4 protein-coding genes and 1 pseudogene are annotated in these 3,852 nt (G+C 76.3%); 3 read left to right on the top strand and 2 right to left on the bottom strand.

The window, feature by feature from the left end; genetic code table 11:
- Positions 1–640, top strand: a pseudogene (locus ACFV0G_RS33810) (hypothetical protein); the annotation flags it as partial.
- 70 nt (positions 641–710) lie between these two features.
- Positions 711–1,556 carry a papain-like cysteine protease family protein gene (locus ACFV0G_RS33805; RefSeq protein WP_380556251.1) on the top strand — a complete coding sequence of 282 codons (846 nt, stop codon included), beginning with the start codon at positions 711–713 and terminating at the stop codon, positions 1,554–1,556.
- Here ACFV0G_RS33805 and ACFV0G_RS33800 read toward each other — a convergent pair.
- Together ACFV0G_RS33800 and ACFV0G_RS33795 are read right to left on the bottom strand one after the other, a co-directional pair.
- Positions 1,499–2,215, bottom strand: a complete 717-nt coding sequence (locus tag ACFV0G_RS33800; protein ID WP_380556253.1) for a DUF2332 family protein — start codon at positions 2,213–2,215, stop codon at positions 1,499–1,501. The genes ACFV0G_RS33805 and ACFV0G_RS33800 overlap by 58 nt on opposite strands.
- A gap of 126 nt (positions 2,216–2,341) precedes the next feature.
- Entirely contained in the window at positions 2,342–2,764 is a 423-nt protein-coding gene (locus tag ACFV0G_RS33795) for a hypothetical protein (protein ID WP_380556249.1), read from the bottom strand.
- A gap of 282 nt (positions 2,765–3,046) precedes the next feature.
- Between ACFV0G_RS33795 and ACFV0G_RS33790 the strand changes: the two genes are divergently transcribed.
- On the top strand, positions 3,047–3,852 hold an 806-nt coding region (locus ACFV0G_RS33790), incomplete at its 3' end, for a cation transporter (RefSeq protein ID WP_380556247.1).

Below are 3,852 nucleotides of genomic sequence, written 5' to 3'. Positions count from 1 at the left end.
GCACCTGGAGCCCACCATGCGCAGCACCCTCCGAACCGCACTCCTCGGCGCGCTCCTGTGCACCGTCCCGGCCGGCCTGGCCGTGTTCGGCCCGGCCGTCCCGGCGCACGCCCACGGCGACACCATCCGGCTGACCGTCACCGGGGTGCAGGCCGGGCACCCGACGGCGACCGCCGTCTGGGAGAACGACGGCGACCCGGTCGAGGACGCCATCGCCGGCACGCTCGGCGCCACCGCCGCGGACGGCTCCGCGGTCGGCCCCTGGCGGCTGGTCCCGGTGCCCGGCCGGCCGGGCGTCCTCACCACCGAGCAGGCACTGCCGCCCGGCCGCTGGCGGATCACCGCGGAGACCGCCTTCCCTGCCCTCGGCCGCGGCGAGGCCGTGCTCGACGTGCCGGTGGGCGACCCGCCCGGGGCCGTCGGCCCGGTCGCGCCGTCCGGCGCGCGCTCCGCGCGCATCGCCTCCGCGGCCCCGGCATCGCCGTCCGCCCCCGCGGCACCGTCCGCTCCGCCGTCCGCCGCGCCCGTCGCGGACCGGCCGGTCTGGCTGCTGTCGCTGGCCGGCCTCGGCGTGGCCGTGCTGGCCGCCCTGGCCGTCGCGGTGGCCACCCGCCTCCTGCGCCGCTCCGTGCGGCCCTGACCCTCCCGGCGGCCCGCGCCCCGCGGCGCCCGGCCCGCCCGAACCCGCGATCCCCATCGAGGAGATGACCATGCACAGACTCCGCACCTCGCGCGGCCGCAAGGCCCTGCTCGCGGCCGTGGTCGCGCTGTTGTCCGGCGCCCTGATGTTCGGCATCGGCGCCTTCGCCCAGGCCGGCGTGGTCACCGGCACCGTCATCTCCGGCCAGGGCGGCTGGAGTTCGATCAACCACCGGGCGCAGCCCGCGACCACCGCGCAGGTCACCGGATCGTCCCGGATCGGCGAGAAGGTCCCGATGACCTGCCGGACCACCGGCTCCACGGTCGAGAACGACAACCGGTGGATCTACTCCGGCACCTACTACATCGCCGACGCCTTCGTCCAGGAGAACACCAACGGCCTGCCGGTCTGCGGCTCGACGCCGCGCCCGACCGGCGCCACGACGCTCGCCATCACCATGCAGAAGCAGGTCCGCGACCAGTGGTGCTGGGACGCCTCGGGGCTGACCATCGCCACCTACTGGGGCCGCACCGGCTACACCCAGGCCGACTTCTGCAGCCTCGCCGCCCAGGGCACCTGGCTGGACTGCAACGACAAGCCCGCCACCCTCGGCGACATGGCCAACGGCCTGGCCCACCTGGGCTTCGCCAGCAGCGGCCGCGACCTGTACCGCAGCGCCACCTTCGCCGAGACCTCCGCCGAGATCGCCGGCGGCCGCCCGTTCGCCGTCCGGATCGGCTGGAACTCCGGCGGCGGCCACATGAACGTCGTCTACGGCTACGACAGTTCGAGCAACATGATCGCGGTCGGCGACCCCTGGCCCACCACCCAGACCTACACCTGGTGGAACTACTCCGGCTACGTGAGCAACAGCTCGTTCCAGTGGACCCACTCCCGCATCGGCATCCACGGCTGAGGAGGCCGCCACCCATGACTCCCACCCAGCACCGCCGCACCCGGCGGGCCGCCCGGGCCGCCGTCCTCGCCGCGGCCGTCCTCATCGGCGCCCTGACCGCCCACCCGGCCGCCGCGGACGGCGGGGACAGCTCCCCGGCCGGCGTCGCCGACTACTCCGGCGCCCGGCAGGTCCTGCAGAGCGGGCAGGTCCACGACACCGTCGCCCGCTTCCTGGTGGCCGCCCGGCAGCCCGGCACGCCGGGCGCACCGGCCGCCGCCGCGGCCGACGGCGGCACGACCGGCGGCGCCCCGGCGGCCCCGGCCGGCCCGCCCGCCTTCGACCTCTTGGACCCGGTGCCGCTGTACGAGCTCAGTCCGGACTTCGTCGCGGGCACCGTGCGGCCGGAGGCGGCCACCGTCGCGCGGATCGCCTACCTGGCCTCCCGGGTGACGGCCGCCGACGGCCACCGCGCCGCCGTGCTGCTCGCCCCCCGGGGCGCCCTCGCCGCGGCGGGCCGGCCCGGGGGCCCCCCCGCCCGGGCCGGGGGCGCCCTCGTGGCCCGCGACGGCCTGCGCGCAGGGGCCGCCGGCCCGTACGTCGGCCGCGGCGCGGCGCAGCAGGGCCGCGTACAGGGGTGAGCCGAGTTCGGCGCAGGCAGTCGCCTGGAGCTCGAACATCTCGGCGGTGTGCTCGATGGACAACTGGGATCTCCGTCCGTCCGACTGGAGATCATCATTCGCCTCGCGGCGGCCTCCGGGCAGCGACCGGCCGGGTGATCCCGCTCACGGCCGCCGCTGCGGACGTCACCACTCCTGGGGCATCCGCTGCAGGGCGTGCCGGAGTTGACCGGCGACGCTGGCCCGCTCCGCGCCCACGGTGTCGGCGATCTCGGGGGCGGCCAGGCCCACCACGTAGTGCAGGATGGCCAGATCCTCGTCGGCCGGGGCGGGCCGGTGCTCGGCGATCGGCCCGGGGGCCGGGCGGTCGCAGGCGGCGACGGTGCTGCGCAGGATCTGCCAGGCGATCGCCGTCGGGTTGGGGCTGCCCAGGACCTCGGACCAGATCCCGGCGAGCGCGCGGAGCGCCCGGTCGACCACCTGGCCGGCCCGGACCGGGTCGTGGAACCAGACCCGCGCGTAGCTCAGGTAGCGGGGACGGTGCAGCTCGCAGAAGGCCGTGAACTCCAGCGGCATGGACGCGAGATCGTCGTCGGCGTCATCGTCCACGGCGGGTTCGACCGTTGCCGCGGAAGGGACATGACGATCGGTCACATCGGCCTCTCGATCTGGTGATTGGCGACAGGAGCCCCCGGTGCTCACTCTAGGCCCTTGCCCGGCTGCTTTGGGTGACAAGTCTGCTGAGATGCGCGGAACGGACCTGAATCGGACGCTATATGACGTGCAGTCAGTCAGGTCGCAGGGGTGGCGCAGCTGCGAGGGTATCGCACCTGGTCAGGCCGGGTAGAACGGCAGTGGCTGCAGCGGGGTTGATGTGCCACCGTGGGGCGCATGGCGGACACGGCGCACCCCCATGAGCTCCCCCACTCCGCAGGGATCGTCCCCGCGCACGGCCCCGGCCGCGGCGGGAACGGCGACCCTGCCGGCGGGCCGGACCACGACGGCCACCACCACGGCGACGACCGCCACGGGCACGGCCACCACGGCCATGACCACCACGGCCATGACCACCACGGTCACGGCCACCACGGCCACGATGACCACCGCCACGGCGGCCACGACCACGGCGGCCCCGGTCACGCGGACCATCGGCACCCGGCCGGCCCGCTGCACCGGCTGGGCCACCTGCTCAGGCCGCACTCCCACGACTCCGCCGACCGCGTCGACCCACAGCTGGAGGCCTCCGCCGAGGGGCTGCGCACGCTGTGGATCTCGCTGCTGGTGCTCGGCGCCACGGCCGCCCTCCAGGGCGTCGTGGTGGTGCTCTCCGGCTCGGTCGCGCTGCTCGGCGACACCGTGCACAACCTCGCGGACGCGCTCACCGCCGTCCCGCTCGGGCTGGCCTTCCTGGTGGGCCGGCGGGCCGCGGACCGCAGCCACACCTACGGCTACGGGCGGGCCGAGGACCTGGCCGGGATCGCCGTGGTGGCCGCGGTCGCCGCCTCCTCGGTGTTCGCCGCCGCCACGGCCGGGGCCCCGCGGGGCCACCCCCCCCCCGGGGGCCCGGTCGGGGGGGCGCGCCGCCGCCGCAGACCCCGGCGCCCCCCGTTCGCGCCCCCCCCCCCGCGCGCCCGGCCCCCCCGGGGCCCACGCCGCCAGTGTCGGTCCGCTGCCGCAGCCGAGGTCCACCACTGTTC

Origin of the sequence: Kitasatospora sp. NPDC059571 (genome assembly GCF_042735675.1) — a bacterium.
Taxonomy (GTDB): Bacteria; Actinomycetota; Actinomycetes; order Streptomycetales; family Streptomycetaceae; genus Kitasatospora.
Note: the sequence above shows the minus strand (reverse complement) of the source record. Positions and strands in the feature narration are given on the sequence as shown.